The sequence below is a fragment of the Burkholderia sp. BE17 genome, from assembly GCF_009362305.1.
Taxonomy (GTDB): domain Bacteria; phylum Pseudomonadota; class Gammaproteobacteria; order Burkholderiales; family Burkholderiaceae; genus Burkholderia; species Burkholderia pyrrocinia_C.
Window position 1 is genome coordinate 1 of the sequence record NZ_WHNU01000044.1, and the last position, 22,014, is coordinate 22,014.

Annotated in this window: 22 protein-coding genes and 5 pseudogenes; 21 read left to right on the forward strand and 6 right to left on the reverse strand. The window is 59.2% G+C overall.

The features are described from left to right. The 15 genes from GD429_RS31320 to GD429_RS31390 form a co-directional block, all read left to right on the forward strand. On the forward strand, positions 1-1,032 hold a 1,032-nt coding region (locus GD429_RS31320; protein WP_193727242.1), incomplete at its 5' end, for an FHIPEP family type III secretion protein. Positions 1,033-1,142: 110 nt separating this feature from the next. Beyond that, on the forward strand, positions 1,143-2,420 hold the full coding sequence (gene sctN / locus GD429_RS31325; protein ID WP_227791812.1) for a type III secretion system ATPase SctN: 1,278 nt from the start codon (positions 1,143-1,145) through the stop codon (positions 2,418-2,420). After that, positions 2,417-2,881 carry a hypothetical protein gene (locus tag GD429_RS31330; RefSeq protein WP_152862933.1) on the forward strand — a complete coding sequence of 155 codons (465 nt, stop codon included), beginning with the start codon at positions 2,417-2,419 and terminating at the stop codon, positions 2,879-2,881. Before sctN ends, GD429_RS31330 begins: the two co-directional genes overlap by 4 nt. Positions 2,882-3,431: 550 nt before the next feature. Next, positions 3,432-3,926, forward strand: a complete 495-nt coding sequence (locus tag GD429_RS31335) for a hypothetical protein (protein ID WP_152862934.1) — start codon at positions 3,432-3,434, stop codon at positions 3,924-3,926. 14 nt (positions 3,927-3,940) lie between these two features. Beyond that, positions 3,941-4,816: a FliM/FliN family flagellar motor switch protein gene (locus tag GD429_RS31340; protein ID WP_152862936.1), complete on the forward strand. Its 876-nt coding sequence runs from the start codon at positions 3,941-3,943 to the stop codon at positions 4,814-4,816. Continuing rightward, positions 4,809-5,534 (forward strand): EscR/YscR/HrcR family type III secretion system export apparatus protein, encoded by a 726-nt coding sequence (locus GD429_RS31345; protein ID WP_152863052.1) that lies wholly within the window; start codon positions 4,809-4,811, stop codon positions 5,532-5,534. Before GD429_RS31340 ends, GD429_RS31345 begins: the two co-directional genes overlap by 8 nt. A 38-nt stretch (positions 5,535-5,572) precedes the next feature. Continuing rightward, positions 5,573-5,827, forward strand: coding sequence for a type III secretion system export apparatus subunit SctS (gene sctS / locus GD429_RS31350; protein ID WP_152862938.1), 255 nt, complete (start codon positions 5,573-5,575; stop codon positions 5,825-5,827). A 25-nt stretch (positions 5,828-5,852) separates the two neighbouring features. Beyond that, a complete protein-coding gene (sctT, locus tag GD429_RS31355; protein ID WP_415748963.1) occupies positions 5,853-6,596 on the forward strand; it encodes a type III secretion system export apparatus subunit SctT in 744 nt (247 codons plus the stop codon). Between the two features lie 3 nt (positions 6,597-6,599). After that, the gene (locus GD429_RS31360) at positions 6,600-7,721 is read left to right on the forward strand and encodes an EscU/YscU/HrcU family type III secretion system export apparatus switch protein (RefSeq protein WP_152862942.1); all 1,122 of its coding nucleotides are present in this window, start codon (positions 6,600-6,602) and stop codon (positions 7,719-7,721) included. An 87-nt stretch (positions 7,722-7,808) separates the two neighbouring features. Further along, complete coding sequence (gene sicA, locus GD429_RS31365; protein ID WP_415748962.1) at positions 7,809-8,333, forward strand: type III secretion system translocator chaperone SicA; 525 nt, start codon at positions 7,809-7,811, stop codon at positions 8,331-8,333. 16 nt (positions 8,334-8,349) lie between these two features. Then, complete coding sequence (sctE, locus tag GD429_RS31370; protein ID WP_193727243.1) at positions 8,350-10,155, forward strand: type III secretion system translocon subunit SctE; 1,806 nt, start codon at positions 8,350-8,352, stop codon at positions 10,153-10,155. Between the two features lie 31 nt (positions 10,156-10,186). Then, the gene (locus GD429_RS31375; RefSeq protein WP_152862946.1) at positions 10,187-11,557 is read left to right on the forward strand and encodes an IpaC/SipC family type III secretion system effector; all 1,371 of its coding nucleotides are present in this window, start codon (positions 10,187-10,189) and stop codon (positions 11,555-11,557) included. Positions 11,558-11,621: 64 nt separating this feature from the next. Further along, a complete protein-coding gene (locus GD429_RS31380; RefSeq protein WP_152862948.1) occupies positions 11,622-12,602 on the forward strand; it encodes an IpaD/SipD/SspD family type III secretion system needle tip protein in 981 nt (326 codons plus the stop codon). A gap of 52 nt (positions 12,603-12,654) precedes the next feature. Next, a complete protein-coding gene (locus GD429_RS31385) occupies positions 12,655-12,894 on the forward strand; it encodes an acyl carrier protein (RefSeq protein WP_152862950.1) in 240 nt (79 codons plus the stop codon). Between the two features lie 34 nt (positions 12,895-12,928). Further along, a complete protein-coding gene (locus tag GD429_RS31390) occupies positions 12,929-13,468 on the forward strand; it encodes a lytic transglycosylase domain-containing protein (protein ID WP_152862952.1) in 540 nt (179 codons plus the stop codon). Positions 13,469-13,825: 357 nt separating this feature from the next. On the opposite strand, the pseudogene GD429_RS41325 reads toward GD429_RS31390, so the two are convergent. Further along, positions 13,826-14,097, reverse strand: a pseudogene (locus GD429_RS41325) (IS5/IS1182 family transposase); the annotation flags it as partial. Positions 14,098-14,302: 205 nt separating this feature from the next. Here GD429_RS41325 and GD429_RS31400 point away from each other — a divergent pair. The 5 genes and pseudogenes from GD429_RS31400 (at position 14,303) to GD429_RS31415 (ending at position 17,229) form a co-directional block, all read left to right on the forward strand. After that, complete coding sequence (locus tag GD429_RS31400) at positions 14,303-14,737, forward strand: hypothetical protein (protein ID WP_152862954.1); 435 nt, start codon at positions 14,303-14,305, stop codon at positions 14,735-14,737. Next, positions 14,715-15,839, forward strand: a complete 1,125-nt coding sequence (locus tag GD429_RS31405) for a hypothetical protein (protein ID WP_152862956.1) — start codon at positions 14,715-14,717, stop codon at positions 15,837-15,839. Before GD429_RS31400 ends, GD429_RS31405 begins: the two co-directional genes overlap by 23 nt. Positions 15,840-15,914: 75 nt before the next feature. Beyond that, a pseudogene (locus GD429_RS31410) lies at positions 15,915-16,379 on the forward strand (transposase); the annotation flags it as partial. A 134-nt stretch (positions 16,380-16,513) separates the two neighbouring features. Then, positions 16,514-16,627, forward strand: a complete 114-nt coding sequence (locus GD429_RS42150) for a DUF5993 family protein (RefSeq protein WP_415748964.1) — start codon at positions 16,514-16,516, stop codon at positions 16,625-16,627. A gap of 14 nt (positions 16,628-16,641) precedes the next feature. Then, positions 16,642-17,229 (forward strand): disulfide bond formation protein B, encoded by a 588-nt coding sequence (locus GD429_RS31415; RefSeq protein ID WP_152862958.1) that lies wholly within the window; start codon positions 16,642-16,644, stop codon positions 17,227-17,229. Between the two features lie 91 nt (positions 17,230-17,320). Here the strand turns inward: GD429_RS31415 and GD429_RS31420 are convergent. The 4 genes and pseudogenes from GD429_RS31420 to GD429_RS31435 form a co-directional block, all read right to left on the reverse strand. Then, a protein-coding gene (locus GD429_RS31420; protein WP_152862960.1) for an IS5 family transposase occupies positions 17,321-18,140 on the reverse strand; the annotation gives its coding sequence in 2 pieces (ribosomal slippage) (positions 17,321-18,082 and positions 18,084-18,140; 819 coding nt in all). A gap of 389 nt (positions 18,141-18,529) precedes the next feature. Further along, positions 18,530-19,384 (reverse strand): hypothetical protein, encoded by an 855-nt coding sequence (locus GD429_RS31425; protein WP_152862962.1) that lies wholly within the window; start codon positions 19,382-19,384, stop codon positions 18,530-18,532. 380 nt (positions 19,385-19,764) lie between these two features. Continuing rightward, positions 19,765-19,902: pseudogene (locus tag GD429_RS31430) on the reverse strand (IS5/IS1182 family transposase); the annotation flags it as partial. A gap of 229 nt (positions 19,903-20,131) precedes the next feature. Beyond that, positions 20,132-20,477 (reverse strand): annotated as a pseudogene (locus GD429_RS31435) (IS3 family transposase); the annotation flags it as partial. 57 nt (positions 20,478-20,534) lie between these two features. Here GD429_RS31435 and GD429_RS31440 point away from each other — a divergent pair. Then, complete coding sequence (locus GD429_RS31440; RefSeq protein WP_415748965.1) at positions 20,535-21,806, forward strand: IS256 family transposase; 1,272 nt, start codon at positions 20,535-20,537, stop codon at positions 21,804-21,806. 23 nt (positions 21,807-21,829) lie between these two features. On the opposite strand, the pseudogene GD429_RS31445 reads toward GD429_RS31440, so the two are convergent. Beyond that, positions 21,830-22,012: pseudogene (locus GD429_RS31445) on the reverse strand (IS3 family transposase); the annotation flags it as partial. Between the last annotated feature and the right edge of the window lie 2 nt (positions 22,013-22,014).

The following is a 22,014-nucleotide window of genomic DNA, read 5'->3' on the forward strand; positions in this document are numbered from 1 at the left end:
GCCTCTTGCCGCCCAGAGTCGGGGGGCGGTATCGATGTCGACGCGGCGATACCGGAAACGGTCCCGCTGATGCTGCGGCTGTCCGACGGAGGGCGAGCCGCGTCGACAATCGCATCGTTTCGGCAGCGCGCGTTTCTCGACATGGGCCTGCGCTTGCCGGATATCCATGTCGTTCACTCGGACGAGGATGCCGGCACGGATGTCGTGGTGCTGATCAACGAGATTCGCGCGGCGACACTATCGGTGGATTTCGGCGCGCATCGCGTGATCGGTTCGGCGGCCGCGCTCGAAGGACTGTCGATCGAAACGGTGCATCTGCCTGACGGCGTCGGTGGCAACGCGTGCTGGGTGCCGGCATCGTGCACGGGCGCACTAGCCAAGCTCGGCGTACTCACGCGTCCCGCTGACGATGATCTGTATCGCCAGTTTCTCGATGTCGTGCTCCGCAACATTGTCGAATTCTTCGGTGTACACGAAGCCAAGCAACTGCTTGACGACGTTGAGAAAAAGTATCCCGACCTGATCAAGGAATGCTACCGGCACATTCCGGTTCAGCGCATCGCGGAGGTCTTCCAGCGGTTGCTTGCCGAGCAGATCTCGATTCGCAACATGAAACTGATCCTCGAATCGCTGGTGCAGTGGGGGCCGAGGGAGAAGGACGTGGTGCTGCTCGTCGAGCATGTTCGTTCGGCGCTGGCACGTTACATAACCGAACGTTTCTCGATGGACGGTGCGTTGAAGGTGCTTGTGCTGTCCGCCGAGTTCGAGTCGGCGATTCACGACGGCGTACGGCAGACGTCCGGCGGTGCCTATTTGAATCTAGATCCGTCCACGACAGAGCAGTTGGTCGACCGCGTCGCGCTTGCGCTGACGCGGGCCGGATGCTCGCAACGGGACCTGGTGGTGCTGGCACCGGTGGAGATCCGGCGCTTCGTTAAACGTCTTGTTGAATCGCGCTTTCGCGATCTGGGCGTGCTGTCATTCGGCGAGGTCACCGACAGCGTACGGGTCGACGTGCTGAAAACCATTTGAGGCCGATCATGAGCGAGATACATAAGGAGCTCGACCACACCGAATTGCCGGGCCTGCAGCGCGTCACCGGGGCCTGCGCTGCGCCGAGACCGGGTGACCCGTTGCAGTTGATGAGGCGGCTGGTCCGCCCGAGCCGGATCCAGGGGTCAGTCATCGAGGCGCCGCTGACGGATGTCGCGATCGGCGAAATCTGCCAGGTGCGGGCGTCGCTCGAGGGAGCCGTCGTCGGTCGCGCGCAGGTGGTAGGCCTGACTCGCGACGGTGCGCTGCTCGCGATGCTGGGCGGTACGGCCGGACTGTCGCGCCGCGCGGTATTGGTGCCGACGGGGGCCGGAATGCGCGTCGACGTATCGGCGGCGATGCTCGGCACGGTAGTGAATGCGGCGGGCGAGATCGTTGAGCGCTTGTGTCCGCCGATCGAGGATGGCGACCTCCCGGCACGCAGGATGCCGCTCGACGCGGCGCCGCTCGACTACTCGATGCGCCGGTCTGTCGAACGTCCGCTCGAAACGGGCATTCGCGCCATCGACGGGCTGCTGACCTGCGGTATCGGGCAGCGTATCGGCATTTTTGCAGCCGCGGGTGTTGGCAAGAGCGCATTGTTGACCATGCTGATCGAACATGCGGCGGCAGATGTGCAGGTAGTGGCACTGATCGGCGAGCGGGGCCGCGAAGTAACGGAATTCGTCGAGCGGCTGAAACGGTCGGACCGCTGTGCGACGACGGTGGTTGTTTATTCGACCTCCGACAGCGCCGCCGTCGATCGCTGTAACGCTGCCCACGTCGCGACCACCATCGCCGAGTATTTTCGTGATGCAGGCAGGAACGTGATGCTGTTCGTCGATTCGATGACGCGTTATGCGCGCGCGCGCCGCGCAGTCGCGCTGGCCACTGGCGAGCCGCCGGCCCGCCGAGGCTATCCGGCATCGGTATTCGAGGACCTGCCGCGTCTGCTCGAACGTGCCGGATGTAGCGTCACGGGCAGCATTACCGCGTTCTACACGGTGCTGCTCGAGCACGAGGACGAACCCGATCCGGTTGGAGACGAAATCCGTTCGATTCTCGACGGGCACCTCTATCTGAGCGGACGACTTGCCGCGCGGCGTCATTTTCCCGCGATCGACTTGCTCGCCAGCGCGAGCCGGCTCGCCGATTCCGTCCGGGCGGACGGCCATCGGCAAGCGGCCACGCGCTGTTTTCAATTGCTCGCCCGGATCGAATCCCTTGAGCCGCTCGTCGAGCTCGGGGAATATCGGCGCGGCGAGGACTCGGGCAATGACGACGCGCTGGACCGGCGCGAGCGGATCGACGCATTTGTGCGGCAGGCCGTCGACGAGACGTCGACGTTCGAAACCACGCTTGCCCGATTGCATGAGGTGACGGCGTGAAGGCCACGGACGTCGGGATCCGGGTGTTGGCGACGCTCGACGCGCGCGCCATGAGACAGGCGCGCGACCTCGCTGGCCAGCGTGCCGTAATGGCCGGTTTCGCGACGCGGCGCGCGGCGCTGCTGATGGAAATCGGCGAGTTCGAGGCGCGGCGGACTGCATGTTCGATGCCGGGCTCATATAGGCCTGGCGAATGGGCTCGGCAGTGCGGCCGGTTGGCCGCGATCGGCCACGAGATCCTGCTGCGCGAAATGGAACTCACGGAACTGGACGAGCGTAGGGCGCAGGCCGAGGACGCGTATCGGCAGGCGCTGGCGGTGGCAAGCCACCTCGAGCGGCGCAAGCGCAAGCACGCGGACCGTCTGCGGCAACTGCGTCGGCTGGCCAATGCGGTTCGGGAACGGCGCGACGAGTCGGATATTTTGGATGAAAGGGTAAATGGAACTTCCACGTTGTATTGATGGCGCAGGACCCACCGGCGCAGACTCTACGCCCGATGCCGCGCACGATCCGGCATCGATGTTGCTGCGCATGTGCGAGCTTGGCTCGACGCTGTTGCCGGACGCGGCGCAAGATCGGGCAAGGCATCACGATCCGGACCGGATCCGGCGATCCGATCCGGATCGAACGTGCGAGGCGGCTTTCGCGCTGCCATGCATACCGGTGCTGCAGCGTCTTCCGGAGCGAGCCGCTGTCGGTCGGGGCGGCTCGCCCGAGGCGGCCGCGCTGTCGTCGTCGTTAGGCGGGGCTGTCCCGTCGTTGCACGATGCAGCGCGGGCTGGGGGGGCGTCTGGCGCTGCCATGCGACCGTCGTCGTTCGGCGGCGATGTCGCGTTGGAGGATGCGGCGCGCGCAGGGAGATTATGCGGTGCGCGCGACGGGGGCGGCGTAGGGGAGAGGGCGCAGCCGCTTGGTGATGCAATACGCGGGCGTGGACCGAATACATCGCAAGCGATGCCCGGTGCCAGTGCGGAAACCCATGCACCGGAGCCGCGCGGGGGCGGTCATGCGGTGGCGTTCGACAGCCCGTCGGGCCTTGCGTCGGCCGAAGCCGGCGCAACGAAGGCGACCCGGCAACGGCGAGATCCGCTGGATTGCCCGCCCTTCGGGGTGGCGTTCGGCGGCAATGCCCCATCGACTGTCGCCGCGGCGCCGTCCGACCGTGCTCCTGCCGCGTTGCCCACACTACCGCATGCGTCGCAGCGCATGCCAGCCGGTTCTGCGAGCCAGGCGGCGCAAGCCGATTCGGCCGGACCTCGGGAATTCCGGATCGACTATCGATTCGCGTCATGGTCTGGCCATCCGGATGTCGTGCTGGCATTTGACCGGGGCGATCCGCGCCGGCCCCTGTCGGTGCGCTCCGATCAGGACTGGGCCGCCGCGGTCGTGCGACAACGCGTTGGGCAACTCACGTTCGAGGCGGGCGTCGACCCGACGCGCCAGGCCGGCGACGAATCGCAAGAATCGAGGCCCTGGTCGCGTGAGGCCGACGAGGAGGAATCGTGAGCCGGCGATATCCGATGCTGCGACAGATGGTGGCGGCGGAACTGGAGGCCGGTCGTGTCGTGTCGCGCCTGCGGGCCGCAGGCTGGAGCGCGAGATTGGTCATGGCGGTGCCGTCGGCGAACCCAGTCGGGGTGTCGGTGAGCGCCGGCGGATTCGAATACGAAGGATGGGTTGACGCGGAAGAGGTGCTGCGCCGGCTTTATCCGTCGCTGGCATGGTCCGAGATTGACCTGCGCGCGGTTGGGTTGCTGGACGAGGCCGCCGTGCTAACGCTACTGCCCGCGCCGCCACGGGGATGGACGCAATTGAGATTTGCTGCCGCTGGCCCCTCGTTGGCCGAGCCGATCATCGAGATCGACGCGCCGGGCCGGGTGCGAGCGTGGTTCCGCCACTTTCCGTGCCCGACGTCGGTGCCGATCGACGCCGGCCGCGTGCCGATGCAACTGCGCTTCGTGTTAGGCACCACCACGCTGCCCTGTCGCCTGATGCGGGAAACCGTGCGTGGCGACGCGTTGTTGATTCTCGCCGCGTCGAACCGGGTCATGATCGGCCCGGTCGCGTGGTGCGGATTTCGTTACCAGACAGGAGAACTGAAATTGACCAATGAGTTTTATGGTGAGGTGCCGGGTGAAGTGTCGCAGATGGCTGCCGATGTCGAGCAGTTGCCGATCACGCTCGAATTCGTGCTACACGAGGCTCGGACGACCGTCGCGCAGATTACCGATTTCGCCGAGGGAACCGTCGTGCCGTTGACGGGCCGGCCGGGCGAGGTCGAGATTCGCGCGAACGGGGTGCGGTTCGGCGTAGGCGAGTTGATCGCGGTCGGAGAGCAACTGGCGGTCGAAGTCATGCGGTTCGGTGCGGCCGATGCCGGGACACGCCATGATTAACAACGAAGTCGCGTTGATCGTATTGTTGTCGCTCGCGACGCTGGTGCCGTTCGTGATCGCTTCCGGCTCGTGCTTCATCAAGTTTTCGGTCGTACTGGTGCTGGTCCGCAATGCGCTGGGCGTTCAACAGGTGCCGTCCAATCTGGTACTCAACAGCATTGCACTGATGCTGTCGATCTTCGTGATGCTGCCGGTCGCGCGGCACGCCGCCAGCTATGTGGAACAGCATCCGCTCGATGTGACGAGCGCCAGCTCCGTCAACGATTTTATCGACAACGGACTCGGTGGTTACAAGCGCTATCTGGCCCGCTACTCGGATCCGGAACTCGTCCGCTTTTTCGAGCGGGCCCAGACGGCCGGCCTGAAAGGGGACGCGGCCTCGGATGCACCCGACGAGATGTCGGCCGACGTCAACGACGGCATCGGCGCGGACGCGACTTCAGACGGTACCGCTCTTGCGAGCAATTCGCTGTTCGCGCTGCTGCCCGCCTATGCGCTCAGCGAACTGAATAGCGCGTTCCGGATTGGCTTCTATTTGTATCTGCCGTTCGTCGTGGTTGACATGGTCGTGTCGAGCGTCCTGCTCGCGCTCGGCATGATGATGATGAGCCCCGTGACGATCTCGGTCCCGATCAAGCTGATCCTGTTCGTTGCGATGAACGGCTGGACACTGATCTGCAAGGGGTTGCTCGAGCAGTATCTGACCCTGATGCGTTGACGTGAAATGGTACCCGTCATATCTAAGGACTACGACCGATGGATAACCTGACCTATGCCAGCGATAGTGCAATCGTGCTCATGATCATGCTGATGGCGATTCCGATCGCGGTCGCGACGCTGGTGGGACTGGTCGTCGGCCTGTTCCAGACGATCACGCAGTTGCAGGAACAGACGCTGCCGTTCGGCGTGAAGATGCTTGCGGTGTTCGTCTGCCTGATGGCCATCTCGGGATGGCTCGGGAACCGGGTGCTCGCTTTTGCCACCGAGATGGCGGCGATCGCGTTTCGCTAGGGCGGCAATGACGATGAATATGCTCATGGATCTGTTCTATGCGCGACTTGGCACGTTCGCGCTGGGTTACGCGCGGATCGCGCCGGTCTTTTATCTGTTGCCGTTCCTGTCGGACCGGACGATCGCGAATGGCATCGTGAGGAATACGGTCGTCGTGATAGTCGTCGTAGGCCTGTGGCCCAGCGCGACATCTCCGGTCACAGCCGGGAGTGCGGAGATGCTATGGCAGGCGCTCAACGAGGCGATGACTGGCCTCGTGCTCGGTGTGACGATTGCGCTGCCCTTCTGGGTCGCGACCTCGGTTGGAGAACTGATTGACAACCAGCGCGGCGCGACCGCGCGCGATACGATCGCGCCAGGTGCGGAAGGTGACGCCTCGACGTTCGCGCCGTTTATGTCGATGTTCTATTCCGCGGCGTTTCTTCAGCAAGGTGGCATGGTGTCGATCATGAAGGTGCTGCGCGAGAGTTACGCGATCGTGCCGGTTGGTGCTGCCTATCGGATGGACCTGATGCACGCCGTACCGCTCCTCGATTCGCTGGCGTCGGCCGGACTCGCACTGGCCGCGCCGGTACTGATCGCGACGTTCGCGACCGACGCACTGCTCGGTCTGTACTCGCGCATGTGTCCGCAGGTCAATGCGTTTTCGCTGTCGCTGACGATCAAGACGTTCGTCGCGCTCGTGATCTTTCATCTCTATTTCGGCGGCGGTTGGCAGCACTTGTTGCCGATGTGGGATGCCGATGCGCTGCGGCACTGGATGCGATAGGCGATGGCAGAGAAGACCGAAAAACCAACCGAAAAGAAACGGCGTGACGCCGCGAAGAAAGGCCAAACCGTCAAATCGAGAGACAGCGTCGCACTGGCGGTGCTCGTCGCCGGCGCCGCGTCAGCACCGGTTTGCTTCGATCTGATGCGAGTGTTGCGGCCCGTCGCGACGGTGATGTCGGCTGAACGCATGCCGAATCCGGGTGACTATCTGTTCGCCTGCGGACGGCTATTTCTGACGATGACCTTGCCGTTCGTGCTGATCTGCGCGCTCGCCGGCGTAGTTCCCGCGTTGCTCCAGAGCCGATTCGCGTTGGCCACCGACGCGATCCGATTCGACTTCGCGGCACTGAATCCCGTCAACGGCATCAAGAAGCTGTTCAGTCTCCGGGCGCTCAAGGAGTTCGTAAAGGCGATCTTTTACCTGGCGATCACCATCGCGGTGGCGTGGCTCTATCTCGACCGGTATGGCTCGACGCTCTTCGCGAGCCGGTACGCCGATGGTCTGTCGTTGGGACACATCTGGAGTACGCTGCTATCGCGGCTGGTGCTGTTGTTCGCTGTGTGCGCGTTGCCGGTGCTGGTGCTCGACGTGTTGGTGGAATATCTGCTGCATGGTCGCGACCTCAAGATGGATCGACACGAAGTGAAGCAGGAGCACAAGCAAACCGAGGGCAACCAGGAAGTCAAGGGCCGGCTCCGTGAACTGCGCGAAGAACTCCTGTCCGAGGAGGTCAAGCGCAACATCGAGCAGTCTGCGTTCATCCTTGCCAACCCGACGCACATCGCGATCGGCATCTATCTGAACCCCGACATTGTGCCGCTCCCGTTCGTATCGGTTCGTGAGACCAATGCGCGCGCACGCGCTGTGCTGCGCCATGCGAAAGCGAAGGGCGTTCCGATCGTGCGGGCGATTGCGCTCGCGCGATCGGTATATAAGAGATCGCCGCGCCGCTACAGTTTCGTGAGCCTCGAAGATCTCGACGGCGTGATGCGTGTCCTGGTCTGGCTCCGGGAGATCGAGACTGCGAATCGTTTTCCTGACGAACCGGTGCAACAGGAAAGCGATTTCGACCAAATCGAATGCAAGGAGGATTCCGGTGCTGCTACAAAGAGTGAATTGTGAAATCCCTGCGTAGGGTAGGTAGGTAGTATTGACTCTTGAGGTGGATGAGGCGACCTGATCGTCCGACACGATGGAAACGAGTAAGTCATGGTGACTATGGAACACAGGGATACGAACCGGGATGAGGCGACTCCGGCAGAGCTGGCCGACGCGTTGTTGAAAGCCGTCGAATCGGGCGCGGCGCTGAAGGACCTGCAGGGCGTCTCTGACGAACTGATGGATGGCATTTACGCGTTCGCCTACCACTTCTATCGGCAGGACCGTCTTGATGATGCCGAGGTCTTCTTCCGGTTCCTGTGCGTCTACGATTTCCACAACCCAGAGTACACGATGGGGCTCGCGGCAGTCCATCAGTTGAAGAAGGACTATGCGAAGGCGATTGATCTGTATGCACTCGCCTATTCTCAATCGAACGACGACTGTCGCCCGATGTTTCATGCGGGGCAGTGTCATCTGCAGATGGGCAAGGCCGTGCTGGCACGCCGGTGTTTCCAGGTGGCGGAGGCACGCTCGGAGGATGCGGCGCTGAAGCAGATGGCGGCATCTTATCTGTCCGGGCTCGACGAGATTGCCGCGACGATGTCGGATGCGTCGACGCCGGTCAATTCATGACAAGGAGAATGAAGCCATGTTGATGTCGAACGGGGAAACTGTATCCGCCCGAACGAATGTGTATCGTACGCACCCGTTGCGCGATGCGCTGGGCGCACTAGGCACGCTGTCGCCCGCATCGCTTAAAGCGGTCGAGGCGGCAAGTCAGGCGTTCCTGCAGCGCGCTGCCCAGCTTGTTGCGGGCGTCGATGCCATGCCATCGACGGCCGACCCGGGTCGCATCGATGGGCGCCCCGGGCTGCGGGCGCCGCACGGTGGCGGGGGGGCGCGCCAAAGTGGGGCGGCCTGCTTGAGCGAGCTGGTGGGGAAGCTGATGTGCGTGCTCGGCGAGGGCAGCGTGCAGCAACTGCGACAGAACGCGGCGGTTTGGAATTCACTTTCCGAGGCTGAGCGCAAGAGTCTCGATGCGTTGTCGGATCAATACAAGCATGCGATCGACGATGCGGGAGCGGCAGCCGATGCTGCCGAGCAGGCGCAAGCCGCTGCGAGGGCTGCGGGTGAGCGGGCAGAGGTGGCGGAGCAAGCGGCCGACGCCGCACAACGTGCCTACGAACGCGCTGTTATCGAGGGATGGCCCCGAGAGCAGGTCGACGCATTGCGGAAAGTCGCGGAGCAGGCGCGGCAGAAGGCGGCAGATCAGCATCACGATGCGACTGGCCAGCAGGAAGTTGCGGCAAGAAAAACCCTGGCAGCAATCGACATGGCGGGGATAGCCAATCGTATCGAAAAGCAGCTCGATTCGGCTGCACATGCTGTTGCGGTACGGTCACATGTGCATGCGGGGCAGTCTCGGGCTGACAACGGTGCTGCAGAGCTAACGATCATCCTGGCGCGGCTGCAGCAGTTGATTGAGACGAGCAGCCTCGCCGAGCTCGACGCGCGACAGGGAACGCTGAACGAGATTCAGGAAAAGCGCGAGGCCGACTTGACCAAAAAGTCGGAGGAGTATCAGAAGCAGGTTCAAAGGGCCGAGGATCTTTCGAAAACGATGGGTTGCGTCGGCAAGATCGTTGGCTGGACGGTAACGGCCGTCAGCTTTGCGGCTGCGGCATTTACCGGCGGTGCTACCCTCGCGCTTGCCGCGGTCGGATTGGCGCTGACGGCCGCAGACCAGATCTGCGAGTCGGCAACCGGCGTGTCGTTCATGCAGAGTGCGCTTGAAGCGATCATGAAGCCGATGATGAACGGGGTTGCATGGATTGCGACGCAGCTGCTAGCGGCGGCTGGCGTCGATCCGCAACAAGCGGAGCTGATCAGTGCAATCGTTGCCGCGGTGGTGACCGGCGTGCTCTTCATCGTCGGTGCGTTCGCCGCAATGTCGCTGGCAAAGTCGGTCGCATCGAAAGTGACCGACGTTGTCGCGAAACAAGTGCCGAAATTAGTGGAATCGGCGATCGGTAAGGTAACGATCTCAATCGCGGAGAGCGTTGCGCAGCGCACCGGGCTCCAGTCGCTCGGTGAACAGACGTCCGTTGTTATGGCACGGCTGCGTCGCGCGCTTGGAGTGGAACTGGAGTCGATTCAGGGGACGATGAATCAGATCGCGAAATTCGGGCTGGTTACCAACACGACAAATCAGCTCGTGCAGGCTGGAGGCGGCATCGCCGTTGGCGTTCGGAATCGCGACGCGATGCTGATACTGGCCGAAACCAAGGAAGCGCGCTACGACGTCGATCAGGTCGGCGTGCTGCTCAAGCAGAGCGTCGAAACCTTTTCCGAGCAGACGAAAGCGCTGACTGGAATGATGCGGGACATGTCGGACGGTGCGGCGACCGAGATGGCCACTGGTCAATTCGTGCTGCGTCAGCTTCGCACAATCTGAATGCCGTGTAACTCTCCACAAGGACGCTATCATGTTATTGAGTAATCCGATTGGTTATCCCGGCGTCGCACGCCGAATTGGGCCGGGCAGTCCCGATGCATCCGGCACGGCAACCCGTGCCGGCGGGGCAGTGAGCCACGACACCGTACAGGCATTGGCCGCCGAGGTCGGTCAGACACCCAGCCACTCGACTATCGCGTCATCTCGCCGATGTGTTCTCGTGCCGCCGACGGTGACCGAGACGCCCACGATGAGCCAAACGCTCGCCGAGCTCGAGTGCCGCCCCGGACTGTGGGCCAGGAGTCAGGATCCGGCTGTGCTCGGCGCCTACGAACAAGTCGTTGTGCAAGGTCTGTCTTCCGCCGACGGCGTCCATTACGTGTTCGCCGAGGATGTTGGATTCGATGCGATGCTGCAGTATTGCAAGGCCGAACGCAAGAATGCGCAGGCCGACACCACGGTGCGCAATACCATGCTCGCCTGGTCACGATCCCAGATGGAGGCTGCCATGGATCAGGACCAGCAGATGGGTAATCTCGCGCTCGCAATGGCCATCACACAAGGGGTACTGCAGACGGCAACGACCGTGGTGGGAGCGGTTCAGGAGATGAAGGCATTCAAGACGAAAGGGATGTCGATCGAGAGCGAGCTGAAACCGCAGGCTGAGTTGAGACGATCGATGACTCAGCTGGAGCCGGCGCGCGTCGACTTGGAGGCTCCCGTTTCGTCATCTGTACCAGCGCAGCGGGACCGTGCCGAACCTGCCTTGAATACACAGTCGGCATTTGCCCAGGAACCTGCGGGCCGAGATGCGGGCGACGTACCGAACGGAGTGGGCGACGTGTCATGGGACGAGGCGGGGTGGAGCGATGAGGAAAGTTCCTGGTTTGCGTGGCAAGAATCGGCCGAAACCTCGAGCGCCGAACCAGCGTCGGCACAACCGGAAGCGGTGCCGCTTGGTGTCGAAGCCGGGCATGCAGAGTCGGCAGTGGCGAATGTCATGCCCGAACGGGATGGCGGTGCGAACGAGACTCGAGAGCCGACTATCCAGCTGCGCGAAGCCCGGGACGACCGATACGCGATCGAGCAGCACCAGACGCGTCATGAGCAGAACCTGCTCGCGGCGAGTCGGCAGCAGATGCATGCCGGCACGATCCGGACGGCCGGGCAGATCGGCCGGAGTACGCTCGATGGCGTTTCGCAGCAGCAGCAGGCTAGCCATCGTGTCGAGCAGAAGGGATACGAATATGGTGAACGAACCTGGAAAGCAGCGAGCGATGCTCGAGCCGATGCTGCGCGCAACGCCCATGAGGCTGCGCAACGCGCGCTCGATGCCGCGCGTGAATTGATCGCGAACGGCAACGCGCTCGCCTCGCAGATTGCCGGCAACCTGCGCGCATGACGGCGCCGCTTCTAGCGATTCACAGCACCGCGGTGCTGTGAATCGAATGTGAGGAAATGGAAATATGAGAATCGATCAGTGTTATACACAGGCGGCATCGACGTGGCGGCAGACGTCCGGCTCAGACGTCCCGGTCCGAGAGGGTGAAGTGAGGGGGGCGCCAGCATCGGGTAGCGAGGACAGCAGCAGTGCGGCGCGATCGAAATTCAACGGTCTGCTGCAGGCAATGCTCGATGCGTCGCGAGGATGCACATTGTCCGAAGCCGGCGGCGGCCAAGGTGGTCGCATTGCCGACGAAGCTAGCGATCTACGCATCACGTTGAAGGGGCAGGGCGCGCAGCGCGACAATGACGTTGCTCGTCTGATTCAGGCGTTTCGGAAGGTCGAGGGCGGTGTGCCGGAAAGCGTCGTAACGCGTTTGATGTCACTTGCCAGCGATGCGGACTTTGGCGCATCGGGCGATACAGCGAAGGGCGATGAGCTACCGGATCCGACGCTGCAGGGATTGATCGACTTGATCGAGTTTGGCAAAGGCGCGGTCGGCGATCTCGCGAAGATCGTCGAGACATTGACAAATGGCCTCGAGCGCATTGTTGACGTGCTGAGCACAATTCAGGATGCGATCAAGGCCAAGGACGACAAGACCATGTCGATCGACGGCAAGAAGATTCGGGCACAGTTGCAGAATCTGATCGATTCTCTACCGGTAGTGCAATTGTCGCCGGGCACGAATGTCGATGCAGTCAAAAAGCTGTTCGGCGACGCGATTTCCATCGATAAGAACGGACGCGTGACGATCAACCCGGATCACTTGGAGAAGATGCGCGACTCGCTTCCCGACCAGAGCGATGCCGAATGGGATCTTGCGCGGTTCAACGCCTGGAACACCGGATTTTCCGCGCAAAAGAGCAGCATCGAAAACGACGTTCAAACTGCTGCGCAGAAGTATTCGCAGCAGAATGCGGCATTCGATAACCTGGTGAGAATGCTAAGCAGTTCGATTTCGGGACTAACCGATACGAACAAGTCCTTTCTACAGTTTTGACAGGTCGGCGCTACGTGTGCGATCTCGGAAATTCGTGAGGCCGCGGTAAACGATGGGCAACATAGACGCGCTGGACGCTGTGCGCACGGCGATCATGCAATTGCATGACGTGCCCACCGGCCAGATTCTTCCCGAGCATCGCCTGATCGAAGATCTCGAGATGGACTCGCTTGCGTTGCTCGAACTTGTGATGTCGCTTGAGGAGTGCTGGCAGGTGTCGGCCGATAGGCGGCAAATTTCTAGTATTTCTACCGTGTTGGATCTTGCTGCGGTCTTGACACGGCGGTGTTGACGATATGGATACGCGAATGAGGTTGGGTTAGAACATGTGGGGCAAGTTGATCGAACGACATCTCTATTGGTCACTCGCGGTTAGGGTCATCTTGGCGTGCATCGCAATACATGCGCGTGTCGCTTGTGCCGATTGCATTGATGCCGCTGCAGCCCAATATCAGGTAAATGCGGATGTGTTGAGGGCGATTGCATATCGCGAGTCGGGCATGAATGCGAGTGCGTTGCATAAAAACAGCAACGGATCCATCGACGTCGGACTGATGCAGATCAACTCGGTCAATTTCGCATATCTCGAGCAGAAAAATATTGCTCCAGAGAGGCTGCATAACCCAGCTACTAACGCGTTAGCCGGTGCCGCCTTGCTGCGAAGGCAGATCGATCGGTATGGAGATACATGGCGTGCCGTCGGCGCTTATCATTCGATTACACCTGCACTGAGTAATGCTTATGCTGCGGCGATTCATGATGTTTATGTCAAACGTCGTTGGGAGCGACGGCCGCACATTTCTCAAAGCTCTCAAAGGGAAAAACTCGTATCAGGTGTTGAGGTTCAATTTATTAGGATCGATTGATTAAAATGATGTTGTCGCTCTCGCGAACCAGTTGGGTCGAATGTCCAATTGATGAGGGTGAAATGGTTCCATTTCACTCATCGATTTTTGGTGTCATGCATCGATTACGTGCGGTGATCCAGGTCAAGTCAGTCAGTGGTTGGCCTTTCATGCTGGAATGCATTGCTCTGAGATTGCATCCCGAAATGCAATGTATGCCACGAGCGGCAAGAAGTCCGCTATGAATTCATTCGCTAATCGACGAAGGGCTGCGGATGTGATTTGGGCCTGATGGTATGGCGATCAAGGATCGCGTCGGGCGCTCACGTTTTACGATGGTTCAATAATCGAGATATACCGTCAGTTCGATTTCTCGAGCGGACCGCTCTCGCACGTCGATTGCAAGGTCCACCCATCGAGAATTACCGCGCTGGGTTGGCCCTGACGTCTATATGTCACACGAATGATCAAGCGCGGCGCCGGTCATTACCTCAAAGCAGCCTGCGCATTGCTGGTACACGGCCTCCTGCGGCGGGAAACTCGCCGTATTGCCGTTGCCGCGCGTCTTCCTTCGTTAGCGTCAGATACGGCACTATGAAGCTCCATTCTTCGTTCGTTACGTCACGCTGATAGGCCCTGCGTTTTTCCATCGCCCTTGCACGGCCATGCGAATGAAAAGTGGATAGCACGCACTAAGAAAATATTTTCGAATCGGCGGATTGAATATTCTTCGGATTTCTCTGATTGCGTCGAGCGCTCACGTCTTTCGATGGCTTGATAAGCGAAGGCTGTTGCAAGATAATTAATTTTACGTGCTTATAAAAAACATGCAATTTTTTGACGGATCATGTGCATATGGATTTTAATAAAATAATCCGTGAAATGTTGGCGACGTATGGGGTATCGCTGAGTCAACTGAAAGGTCTTGATGAGCAAGGCACTATTGTTGTCAAAATCCAGAACTTGCCAGATGTAATGTTGTCGAATCTGGATGGTAGGCTATGGATATGGAGTTTGCTGCCAGAGCTGAGCGCGACGTGGTTGCAGGATCGTGGTGCTGCACTTGTGCCAGTTATTACTACACCCATTGAAGGGGTTGAAGGGGGCTGTCCGACGTTGGCGCTTGGTGAACACGGGTATGAATGGAAGGCAATCGTTAACTTGGACCTGTTGCAACATGACGCCGATCTACAGACCGTATTTGAAAGTTTTGCTGTTAAACTTGGTCAGCTTTGTAGGGCGCTAGAACTGAAAGGAGGAGAGAGTGTTGTTGGATTCAGTGAATGTTAATCGTAGAGGGAGTTCTCAATCTATCGGGTTTGGCAATGATTGTCAAAATTCTCGACGAATTCCGATAACGGGCGCATCCAATAGTTTACTCTTGGGTCCATCTTCGCAAAAATCGGGCTCGCTGTATGCCGCCTTTGCCTCAAAGGATATCGTGACGCAGGCCCTCGGTAAAAATTTGGCGCGCAGTTACAAAGGCAAGCAGCTCTATCCGCTGATTGCTCGCAACGATGAGGATCAGGTGTTACTGGAGAAATTTAGGGAGAAGCAAGTCAGTGAATTGAGGGGTAGTGGTTCGAAATTTTTCAGAACGATTGAACAATTCCAATCCGACCATCATTTTTCATATGGCCAGGCGAGAGAGAAACTGGGGGCGGATGTTTTCGACAAATCGGAAGCAGCGAGCCGAAAATTCTTGTGGCAGGCCGAAATACTCGAACGGATCGAAATTCGTAGCAACGAGGCCGGTCAGGCGCTATCACGTCTTCGGCCTAGCCACGATAAGCTGTATATTCTCGGGCATGGAGGTGCGGGCATGGATATTTTGGCCGCGGACGCGAAATGTCTTGAAGGGATGGTTAAGGGCAAAGACGTCGCGCGTCAATTGGCCGATGGAGGGCTTGATAAGGCTTTCTCCGACATCCGCGTTACCGCTTGCTATAGTGCCGATTCTCGAAAGCCGATGTCGTTCCACCCTGAAGACCTGGTGCGTGCCGCCAAGCCAGATACAAAGCGTGGTGGTTTATTTGGTGTGTTCGGGGCAAAGGTGGCAACGAGAGAACCGTTCGCTCAGACGTTGAGTAACGAGCTCAATCGAGTCGGATTTGCCCAACCCAGCGTGGTTGGCTACCATGGCGCCGGCGTTACCTTCCCACCGAATGATCATCACGTGCAACACTTGCCCGAGGTCGATCAGGCGGACAAGCGCAGTTCAGAAGTTCGCCAGCACTTCGCTCCGTCGGCTGCTGCGAAAATTCGGACAGGCAACTCAGTAGGCGGCAAGGGCCTTCGTGAAGGCTTCAAAAAGACTGCACAGAAATTCCAGCGGGTAGGGCGCTCGGTCTGGTCGGCAATTTCGCGAAGCGCACGTTTTATAAGGCGATGAAGGGCACATAAGCGTTGGTATCGACTACGGGTTGATGCCACGCACCTAGCCTCCGGCATTAGAGCGTTTTAAGAGCGTGTGGCACATGCACGTCGGAGCCAACCCAGCGTGGTAATTCTCGATGGGCGGACCTTGCAATCGACCTGCGAGAGCGGTCCGCGCGCGAAATATGACAGCTGCAAACGCAAACACGGTAGCAAAGTGCACATGGCCGTTGACACGTTGGGGCATCATTGGGCGGTACATATCACCACTGCCAACGAGCAGGAGCGTGCTCAGGTGCAACAACTGGCCCGACAGGTTCAGCAGGCTACGGGCCAGGCGGTGAAGCTCGCTTTTCCCGACCAGGGCTATAGCGGCGAAGGTGCGGCGCAGGCCGCGCGTGACGAAGGCATCGAGTTGCAGGTCATCAAATTGTCCGAAGCGAGGAAGGGCGTCGTGCTGCTGCCAGGGCGCTGGGTAGTCGGACGCAGCTTCAGCTGGGTCAACCGTTTTCGCAGGCTCGCGCGAGACTACGAGCGCTTGCCCGAATCCCTTTCGCAACCCGTGACACATGACGGACAGGCAGTCGTTCGGTCGAGCATCGTCACACTATCTTTGTTGGCCACTTACCCGAAGGATTCGAAATGTTCATGTTTCTTCCGTTCTTGATGTCGCTGGCATCGATCGTATCGATGATATGCGGTATCCGTCCACGTACGACGACGTGGTTGTTCCTGGTTACATTGATCGTGACGCTCGCCTCGTTCGCTCATCACGCGACAGATTCGCTTAACCTGTCTCTTTGATAGGCATACCGACGATGAATACGAAAATCCGCCGAAACGACTATGGTTCCACCTTTATGACGGGCGATATGCTGGACGCGCTTGCATTGATGGGGATTAGTTTGGCACTGCTCGTCGCGTTCTACTATCAACTTGCGTTCGACGAATTGCCCTGTCCGCTTTGCCTGCTGCAGCGTGCTGGGTTGATCCTCGTTGGAATCGGATTCGCAATGAACGTGCGATATGGTGTACGTTCCATGCATTATGGATTTGTACTCGTTAGCGCGGTCGTGACTGGGATAATCGCGGGGCGGCAGGTATTGCTGCACATCACGCCTGGTTCAGTTGCTTACGGTTCTGCACTGTGGGGGCTGCATTTCTACACGTGGTGCGTAATCGCGTCGGTGTTGATCGTATTGTTCGTGGCTGGACTGCTTGTGTTGCGTAGTGCGAAGAAGAGTGCGCGGCCAGCATCAATGAGTTTGTTCGGGCGAATCGCGATGGCAATCTTTGCGTTCGTGACCATCGCTAATCTCATCTCGACGTTGCTCGAATGTGGTGGTGGTCAATGCGCCGACGATCCAGTTCAGTACGAGTTGCTCGATCGCTTTCGCAATACCTGAGAATTCAGTAGCGTAATCGTGAGCCGCTGGCGTGGCGGTTCGTACGACAATGTGTTTGTTGATATGCGGATCCCTAGCCTAAGAGACGGTTTCATAAAGGCTGCCGGGCGCGCCGGAGGGTATTCCAGCAGATCAGGCAGCAACCGAGTTTGAGGAATGCGCCATGAATGTCAGCACGGCGCTCGAAACGAATACGGAGGCGGCGGAACTGATGCAGCCAGGCATGCGTGCGTTCAACGACCCAGCGATATTTTCCAAGGCCGCTGCCATGTTCGGTACGGCGCTTGGCGATCACCGGCTCGATACCGCGATTGCGCAGCGCGCGTCGATGGCGTTCGGAGTCGTAACCGCGATCGGCGTAGACCACACGCGGTCTTTGCAGTGGGTGGCCGCGCAATCCGCGAATCGGCGGAATCGCGTCGATCAGCGGCAGCAATTGCGTGACGTCGTTGACGTTTGCGCCGGTCAGGATCGAGGCGAGCGGGGTGCCGTTGGTGTCGGTGACGATGTGGTGCTTGGAACCGGGTCGCGCGCGATCGGTAGGGTTTGGCCCAGTTTTTTGGCCCGCCCCAACGGCACGGATCGAGGATGAATCGACCGCAGCTCGAGAGAAGTCGATCTGGTCTGCCGCTCGCAGCTTCGCGAGCAGCAGCTCGTGCAAGCGGTCCCATACGCCGGCGGCCTGCCAGTCGCGTAACCGTCGCCAACACGTCACGCCCGAGCCGCACCCCATCTCGGCAGGCAGGTCGCGCCAACGCAGTCCGGTCTTGAGAACGAACAGGATGCCAGTCAACGCAGCGCGATTCGAAACCGGCAGGCGACCTGGGTTCTTCTCGCGCCGCGGCTTGGGTTTGCGGCAGCAGCGGCTCGATCAGTGTCCACAATTCATCGTCGATGATCGGCTTGGCCATCTCCTCGGTCTCGGGTGTTCCGATGCCTGAGGTTAACAGCTCGCCGCAAAAGTTAACAGCCCCACGGGGCCTTTTTGAAACCGTCTCTAAAAAAACTCCGCGAATCGCGACCCATTTGCCTTACCCTCGGATTACTTGCCACGCGGGTCCCAGCGCGCGCAGCGCCACGTGGCTGATTCCATTACCACACTGCGCTGGCGTATCGCTGCATACATCGCGCGCCGGCTCCAGCGATGTCCGTTTTGTTCAGTGACAAAGATTAATTTACCGGCACAGTAAGATTAAAGCTGGTTACTGGTTTAAGGGGTGCCGAGTGTCCGGAGATTCAGGGGGCCACCCCAGAGCGGTAATGGAGCGGCCAGCTGCTTAATAGCCCCGCAACTTATTAGTCAGGTTTTTTGATCACTACTGCCCGAAAACTTCGCACGAATGCAGTGCGTATGCTCTTGCCCAATAATGAATGTGGCGTTGAGTTCGGTGTACGTGTGGGCGTTTTCTTCGGCAGCAAAGTCGCGAAGATGTGGGGGAACGGTGTTCCGGTAGTGAACGTCAACCTGAATGTCCCCAGATATCAGCTTGCGCATAGTAAATTCCTGGAGGTGATTGTTTCCGATAGGTATGAACCTATTATCTTGCTGCAGGGCCACATTCTTTAACGCGATTGTGGATGACTGGGTTGCCACGGTGCCAAGCATTCTTCGTTGATATTCGTTTACATTCGCGTTTGCGAAGTTTTCAACTGCCTCTACCTTGGTGTCATCTGGGACGGCGTCACCTACCGAGAAAGTATCAACGTCTCCGATGTGGTAGTTTGCGCGAGGTACATCACGCCTAAGCACGTTCATGCGAGTTTCCGTGGTGTCTTCCCCGTACCCTTCCAAAATAAAGTTCATCGTATCAAGCGGTATTCCACCCGGAACGCTCAGATTCATATTTAATCCTGTTTCCGGGATTGAGATACGTACAGTATCGACACTCATAACTTGGTAGTCAAAGCGACTTCTGTAGGCTGTCGCAGCCGCTTGCTGAAGTCGGTTGAAGCTGGAAAGCTTGACTTCATCAGTGACATCCGCGTGCAGTAGGTCAAACAGAGCAGATTTGGCGGCTTCCTTGTTGGAACCGGCGAACCAGTCAACAATACGCCCCCAAATACTACCTACATCCGTTCTGCTTTGGGCATTTCCAATTTTAATAATCTCGCTATGACTGATGTTGCGGTTGAATCGGTTGCCTTCTATCTGCATAATTTATAATTAAGACTGTTAAATTGATAAGTATGTTTGCTATAGGTCAGGGAGGTATTGCGAAGCTAACGTGCCTTGCCCCCTTCCTTGCAAATTTTCATTGAAAATATAAAATCTGCATGGAAAAGCAAATTGTTGGCGAGTCGGCCTTGCTGGCTATTTGCAGTATGAGCCATTACGTTTTGCCGTCGATCAATTTATAAGAATTGTCACCCTGGGTAATTTTGGATTATTGCAATAATACGCGAACAATCCTTTTGCATCTTGCAGATAACACGCATGAGGTCGGCAGGAGAAGTGCAAGCCGACGTTACGTATCATTGAGAAACGGAGGCAAGGATGAATCGAAATCCCAAAGCGGTCTATACGAAGGAGCTGGCCGGCACGTTCGCAAGAACATCATCGTCAATCCATGTGGTGATGTTGCCTCGATTGATCAGGCCGGCGTTGTCCGTCGTCCAGTTTCTGACGCGGTACTACGCCTTTGGCTCTTGTGTCGTACCCTTGTCCTTGCGCATGTTCTCGCACGCAAAGATCGAGAATCTACGCACGGACCCGAATTGTTAACAGAGGCATCGCTCGGCGCTGTGGCGCGTAAAGGTGGTGTTGCACATGTAATCAACGACGGGTGTTAGGCTCGACTCTTTTTAGGAGGCAGGTTGATGCTGGCACATCAGGATGAGCAGTATGCGGTCTTTAACGACGTCCGTCAGCGTTTGATCCTGCCTCGCTTTCACGTGCAGCAACTCATGCGGCGATCAGGCTAGCTTCGTAGTCGACGGGGGCACGGAAGTCGACCACGATATGCAGGCGTTGCCGATTGCGATTGCCCTCGATCCATTCGCCGATATCCAGGCGGGCGCGGGCGCGCGTTTCGTAGAGTGAGTCTGGGAGATTCGTTCGACCTTCTGCGTCTTGAAGAAGCTCTCCATCGGGGCGATATCCCAAGCGTTGGCACGGCGGTTCATTGAAACGTTTATCTTGAACGCGGCGGTCAATTTCCGGTACGCGTGACTGGCGTATTGGACTCCGCGATCGGTAGTCCCGGTGGAGGTTTGCGTCGCCAGCACGCGCTGCGCAACGCCTTGCAGACCGGACCTATCCGTCATTTTGTGGGCGGGGCATATCATGAGGTGTAAAAGTCATGGATATGCCAATGAAGAAGAAACGAACGGTAGCGTCCCAGGCAGCGGCCCGCGGGCCGCTGCCTGAACTGCCCAAGGAACTGCTGGACCAGTTGGTCAAGGGGCCAATGACGCCGGCCGAAGTGCAGGACCTGATGCTGGCGTTCAACAAGGCAGTCATTGAGCGCGCGATGGGCGCCGAGATGAATCTGCATCTGGGCTACCCGCCGGGCCAGTCCACGCCGCCCGGGCAGGCCAACGAGCGCAACGGCGCCAGCGGCAAGACGGTCATCACCGATCGTGGTCCGGTGCGGGTCGAAGTCCCCCGCGATCGCGACGGCAGCTTCGAGCCGATCCTGATTCCCAAGCATGAGCGCCGCTTCACCGGCTTTGACGAACGCATCATCGCGATGTACGCGCGCGGCATGAGCGTGCGCGAGATTCAGGCCTTTCTGGCCGAGAGCTACGGCACCGAGGTGTCTCCCGACTTCATCAGCTCGGTCACCGACGAGGTGATGGCCGAAGCGCTGAGCTGGCAGAGCCGCCCGCTTGAGACGATGTATCCGGTCGTGTTCTTCGACGCGCTGCGGGTCAAGATCCGCGACGACGGCGTGGTCAGCAACAAGGCCGTCTATCTGGCCTTGGGCATTCAGGCCGACGGCCAGCGCGACGTGCTGGGCCTCTGGATCGAGCAGACCGAGGGTGCCAAGTTCTGGCTCAAGGTGTTCAACGAACTGAAGACGCGCGGCTGCCAGGACATCCTGATCGCCGTGGTCGATGGCCTGAAGGGGCTCACCGAAGCCATCAGCGCGGCCTATCCGCGGACCACCGTTCAGACCTGCATCGTGCATCTGATCCGCAACAGCCTCGAATACGCCAGCTACAAGGACCGTAAGGTGCTCGCCGCCGCGCTGCGCCCGATCTACGCGGCTGCCAGCGAAGAGGCGGCACGGCAGGCGCTGCAAGACTTCGCCAACGGACCGTGGGGCGCGAAGTACCCGACGATCGTGCAGTCGTGGCAACGCGCGTGGGAGCACGTCGTGCCGTTCTACGTGTTTCCGCCGGAGATTCGACGGGTCGTGTACACCACGAACGCCATAGAAAGTTTGAACATGCAGTTGCGCAAGATCATCAAGACCCGTGGTCACTTCCCGAATGACGAGGCGGCCATCAAGTTGCTCTGGCTGGCGCTGCGCAACGTACTGGCCAAGACCGTGCGGTCCGCGTTCGACTGGAAATCAGCAATGAACCAGTTTGCTATCCTGTTCGGCGAGCGATTTATGCAGGCGCGTGGATAACGTGCTGTTCAACCGCCTCGCCCACAAAAATGCGGACAGGTTCGGCAGACCAGATTCGCGTTGATCCGCATCGACCAGCCGACGATGTGCCGGCTCACCAGATCGATGATCGCCGCCCGATACAGCTAGCCCTCGCTGGTCCTAACGAAGGTGATGTCGCTTACCCGGGCTTGATTGGCCCGCCAGCCGTCGAAATGCCGATCTAACC